The following is a 4,676-nucleotide window of genomic DNA, read 5'->3' as shown; positions in this document are numbered from 1 at the left end:
TTCCTCGACAATGCCCCGACCTATCTGGTCTTCTTCGAGCTTGCCGGCGGCGACGCGAAAGCCCTGATGACAACCGGCGCGCTGACGCTGACCGCAATCTCGGCCGGCGCGGTCTTCATGGGCGCCAACAGCTATATCGGCAACGCGCCGAACTTCATGGTCTACGCCATCGCCAAGGATCGGAAGGTCAATATGCCGAGCTTCTTCGGCTACATGCTGTGGTCAGGCGCGATCCTGATCCCGCTCTTCCTGCTGCAGACGGTGATCTTCTTCAGGTAGCTGCAGGCCTGTGCGGCAGCTCGGCCCCGTGCCGGGCGCCCGCCATCCCCGGTTCACGGACGGACGAGGTCGGGGGCGCTCCGGGCGCGTCCACCCCATGGCTTGCGAGGCGCTAGGGCCGGCCCGTCGGCACGCCTTCGCGAATCCTCTGCGAAAACGCGGGATCGTCGAGGGACAGTGTGCGTGCCCGCTCACTGATGCGCCCGCGTCGAATCAACTCGTCGAGCGGCATGTCGGAGCGGATCGCACCGATGCGGGCGAGGTAGCCCGGCAGGTAGCCGGAGAGCAGCACGCGCGGATCGAGCGGCAGCGAGAAGGTCCAGCCGGGGGCAACCGAACCGACGAGATGGTAGACCACCGTCGTGCAATTGGTCGTCAGCGTGTTGTACCAGCGCGGCTTCTTCGCCAGCCGGTTGATGTCGGCGGCATAGGCGAGCAGCACGTCGCGGGCCTGGGTCGGGGTCGCGGCGAGCCGGAACAGCCTGACATCCTCGCCACGCGCATGGGTGCGCAGGCCAACGATGTCGCGCTCGTCGGCGGCGACATAGGCCATCTCATAGGTCCGGAAGAAGCCGGCCAGCGACGACCATTCCTCGCCCTTCTCGCGCCGAACCTCGATCGAGAAGGTCAGCGGCGGGGAATCTGAGAAGGTGAAGCTGACGAGCAGATGCGCAATCGCTTCGCCGGACCAGTAGGACAGGAAGAGATCGGCGCCCTCGATCTTCGACAGGTCGAAGCTGCGCGTTTCCCAGTGCTGATCGTAGTCGGTTTCGGTGCGCCAGCGGAAATGACGCAAATTGCTGACGGTGATGCGGTCGCCCTCGCGCGCGATCTCCGGCAGGCGCGCAAGCTCGGGGATCCAGTCGCGATCATGGGATGGCAGCATGCTGTTCCACCAGCCGAGCAGGCCGAGGAACACGACCGCGAAGCCCAGCGGCAATCGCAGGGCGCCGGTCCAGATCCCGATCAGCCCGGCCAGCGCGGCGAAGCCGAAGCCGATGGCGCCCATGATGGCCAGCGCGCCGTTGAGGCGGAACAGCAGGAGGCCGACGCCCCAAAGACCCGCCCCGACGATGACGAGGGTGGTGAGAAGCTTCAGCAGAATCAAAAAGAGGCGGCTCATCGCCGCCTCTCGTAACACATCAATCCGATTCGGGCGTCACGCCGCGAGCGAACTGGTCGGCGCTGCCGCCTTCACGGCATCATCGACATGGCTCTCGAAACGCTTGAAGTTCTCGCGGAACATGCCGACGAGCGTCTTGGCGGTTTCGGCGAACTCGGCCTTATCCTGCCAGGTCTTGACGGGATAGAGGATGTGCGGCTCGACGCCGGGCACCGAGGTCGGCACCGCGAAGCCGAAATAAGGATCGCGGCGGAAATCGGCGCGGTTGAGCGAGCCGTCCAGCGCCGCCGACAGCAGGCGGCGGGTGACGCGGATCGGCATGCGCCGGCCGGTACCGTACTTKCCGCCGGTCCAGCCGGTGTTCACCAGYCAGCAATCGACATGGTGCTTGGCGATGAAGTCGCGCAGCAGATTGGCGTATTCCGACGGGTGACGCGGCAGGAAGGGCGAGCCGAAGCAGGTCGAGAACTCCGGCTCGACGCCGACAAGGCCGCGCTCCGTGCCGGCGACCTTGGCGGTGTAGCCGGAGAGGAAATGGTACATCGCCTCGGCCGGGGTCAGCTTGGCGATCGGCGGCATCACGCCGAACGCGTCGGCCGTCAGCATCACGATGTTCTTGGGCGTGCCGGCCCGGCCGGTGCGCGACGCATTCGGGATGAAATCGAGCGGATAGGCCGAGCGGGTGTTCTCGGTCTTGCTCTGGTCGTCGAAATCCACAACGCGGCTGATCGGGTCGAGCACGACATTTTCGAGCACGGTGCCGAAACGCTGCGAAGCAGCATAGATCTGCGGCTCGGCCTCGGCCGAGAGCTTGATCGTCTTGGCGTAGCAGCCACCCTCGAAATTGAAGATGCCGTCCTTCGACCAGCCATGCTCGTCATCGCCGATGAGCGTGCGGTCAGGGTCTGCCGACAGCGTGGTCTTGCCGGTGCCGGAGAGCCCGAAGAAGATCGCCGGGTCTTCATTGCGGCCGACATTCGCCGAGCAATGCATCGGCACGACACCCTTGGTGGGCAGGATGTAGTTCAGATATGTGAAGACCGATTTCTTCATCTCGCCGGCATAGGCGGAGCCGCCGATCAGCACGATCTTGCGGGTGAAATCGATGGCAACGACGGTCTCGCTGCGGCAGCCATGGCGCTTGGGATCGGCCTTGAAGCTGGGGAGATCGACAATCGTCATCTCCGGCACATAGGTCGGAATCTCTTCCGGAGCCGGGCGGATGAGCAGGTTGCGGATGAAGAGCGAGTGCCAGGCGAACTCCGTGAAGACGCGAGCCTTGACACGATGCACCGGGTCGGCGCCGCCATAGAGATCCTGGGCAAAGAGTTCCTTGCCTTCGGCGTGGCCGATGAAATCAGCGAGCAAGGTCTCGAACTGCGCCGGCGTGATCGCGCCGTTGTTCTCCCACCAGACGGTTCCTTCCGTCAGCGCATCCTTGACGACGAACTTGTCCTTCGGAGACCGGCCGGTATGGCTGCCGGTATCGGCGCAGAGCGCACCGCCATGGGCGATCTCGGACTCGCCGCGCCGCAGCGACTCCTCGTAAAGGCGCGCCGCTTCGAAGTTCCAGCGCACCGCCTTGAGCTTGCGGAAGCCGAATGTGTCGGCGCCGCAGGCGGTGTTGAAGTGACCGATGGTCTCCACAGGCATTCTCCCAAACGGCGCCCTTCGACGCCTTGTTTCGACATGGCGGACTGTGCTTCCGCCACCGTGGGCGAGATCAAGTGCGGCGCTCTTTAAGCGCATGGCGGCGCCGGCTCAAGTCACCGACGAAACTTGAGCAGGCACAAGCTTCCCTAAATCGATTGAATAATCCGAGCCCTCCAGCACAGCGTCATCAGGCCGCAGCTCGGGCCTTCTGGGCCAGCGCCACCAGCGCGGCACGCAACGCCCCCGGGCTGGTGACACGCTCGGGAAAGACAAGGCGCGCCGCAGCATCGCCGCAGACAAGATCAAGCCCTTCGGGGTCGAGTCCCGTCGCCCGCCAGCGCCCCTCCGCCTCACCCAGCAGCCGCGTCGCATACAGCGCGAGCGCGTCCGCATGGTCCTCGTTCATATGTGCGACGGCGCCGTCCTCGGCCTCGATCAGCGCATCGCACCCCGTCAGGTCGAGCAGGACGTCACCTGTCGCGATCTCGGCTGCGCGGGCAAACCCGCCATTGGGATGGAGCCCGGAGACCTCGAGCCGGAAGAGCGAAAAATCGGGGAAATCAATGTAGAGCTTCGACTTGGGGTGACGCGCCAGGAACCGGCGCCGCGCCCGCGGATCGTCGGTGCGCAGGGCACGCCCGGCCACGCTGACGCGCTTCGAGTTGGCCATGGGGTCGCCCTTCCCCAACGCAAAGCACAGGATCGAGCAGCGCGGATCGGCATCGAGATTGCGCGTATGCAATGCGAGCTTCGAGAGCAGAAGAAGCGGCGTTCCATCGACATCGGTCGCGACATTCACGAGAGTCGACAACGGAAATCCGCTTGCCGGGTCAAGGGTCGCCAGCGGCGCCGTGCGAGCAATGCGCAGCAGCTCGCGCGCCATCGCGACCGCATCGAAGGAATCCGGCGCCGTGCCCCCGAGTTCGACGCCGCGCGGCGTGATCGCCTGTCCCTGAACCTCAGACATCGCACGCTCCTCACCCTCAAAAATCGGCCTTGGTGAGCCGCACCAGCCGAAGCCGCCGACAGCCGCTCCGGACCCTTTCGGCATAACAACGCGTTAGGCTGTAGCGAAACCGTCACGGCACCGCTAGATTGCAGCCACGGTTTGGCCGCTCTCTCGCGAGAGTGGACCCGTCATTGCAACGCGGCCCAGAGACGTAAAGCCCATGCCAACCATTGCGCTGGTCGATGACGACCGCAACATCCTGACCTCGGTCTCCATCGCCCTCGAGGCCGAAGGATACCGGATCATGACCTATACGGACGGGGCATCGGCGCTTGATGGGCTGAAGCAGAACCCGCCGGATCTGGCGATCTTCGATATCAAGATGCCACGCATGGACGGGATGGAGCTGCTTCGGCGGCTCAGGCAGAAATCCGACCTGCCGGTGATCTTCCTGACGTCGAAGGACGAGGAGATCGACGAGCTCTTTGGCCTGAAGATGGGCGCAGATGACTTCATCCGGAAGCCGTTCTCGCAGCGACTGCTGGTCGAGCGCGTCAAGGCGATCCTGCGCCGCGCAGGCGCCAAGGATGTCAGCGCGCCAGCGCGGCCGGAAGACGCCAAGGCCCTGGAGCGCGGCCAGTTGCGCATGGACCCGGAGCGTCATACCTGCAC

Annotated in this window: 5 protein-coding genes; 2 read left to right on the top strand and 3 right to left on the bottom strand. The window is 64.9% G+C overall.

Features of this window, described 5'->3' with window-relative positions:
• On the top strand, positions 1-279 hold a 279-nt coding region (locus AC1DJT_RS34630), incomplete at its 5' end, for a sodium:proton antiporter (protein WP_476835859.1).
• Between the two features lie 112 nt (positions 280-391).
• On the opposite strand, the gene AC1DJT_RS34625 is transcribed toward AC1DJT_RS34630, so the two are convergent.
• The 3 genes from AC1DJT_RS34625 to AC1DJT_RS34615 form a co-directional block, all read right to left on the bottom strand.
• A complete protein-coding gene (locus AC1DJT_RS34625; RefSeq protein WP_476767756.1) occupies positions 392-1,402 on the bottom strand; it encodes an Lnb N-terminal periplasmic domain-containing protein in 1,011 nt (336 codons plus the stop codon).
• 36 nt (positions 1,403-1,438) lie between these two features.
• Positions 1,439-3,049 (bottom strand): phosphoenolpyruvate carboxykinase, encoded by a 1,611-nt coding sequence (locus AC1DJT_RS34620; RefSeq protein WP_476835858.1) that lies wholly within the window; start codon positions 3,047-3,049, stop codon positions 1,439-1,441.
• A gap of 193 nt (positions 3,050-3,242) precedes the next feature.
• Positions 3,243-4,022, bottom strand: coding sequence for a HugZ family pyridoxamine 5'-phosphate oxidase (locus tag AC1DJT_RS34615; protein ID WP_141740036.1), 780 nt, complete (start codon positions 4,020-4,022; stop codon positions 3,243-3,245).
• A gap of 202 nt (positions 4,023-4,224) precedes the next feature.
• Here AC1DJT_RS34615 and AC1DJT_RS34610 point away from each other — a divergent pair.
• On the top strand, positions 4,225-4,676 hold a 452-nt coding region (locus AC1DJT_RS34610), incomplete at its 3' end, for a response regulator (protein ID WP_476835857.1).

This window comes from Allobosea sp. 05T422_2, from assembly GCF_056396265.1.
The sequence above is the reverse complement of the archived record's forward strand: the minus strand, read 5'-3'. Positions and strand labels throughout refer to the sequence as shown.

Bases quoted from the DNA above. Each gene is read 5' to 3' on its own strand.
- AC1DJT_RS34625 (WP_476767756.1), bottom strand. From the start codon at position 1,402: ATGAGCCGCCTCTTTTTGATTCTGCTGAAGCTTCTCACCACCCTCGTC.
- AC1DJT_RS34615 (WP_141740036.1), bottom strand. From the start codon at position 4,022: ATGTCTGAGGTTCAGGGACAGGCGATCACGCCGCGCGGCGTCGAACTC.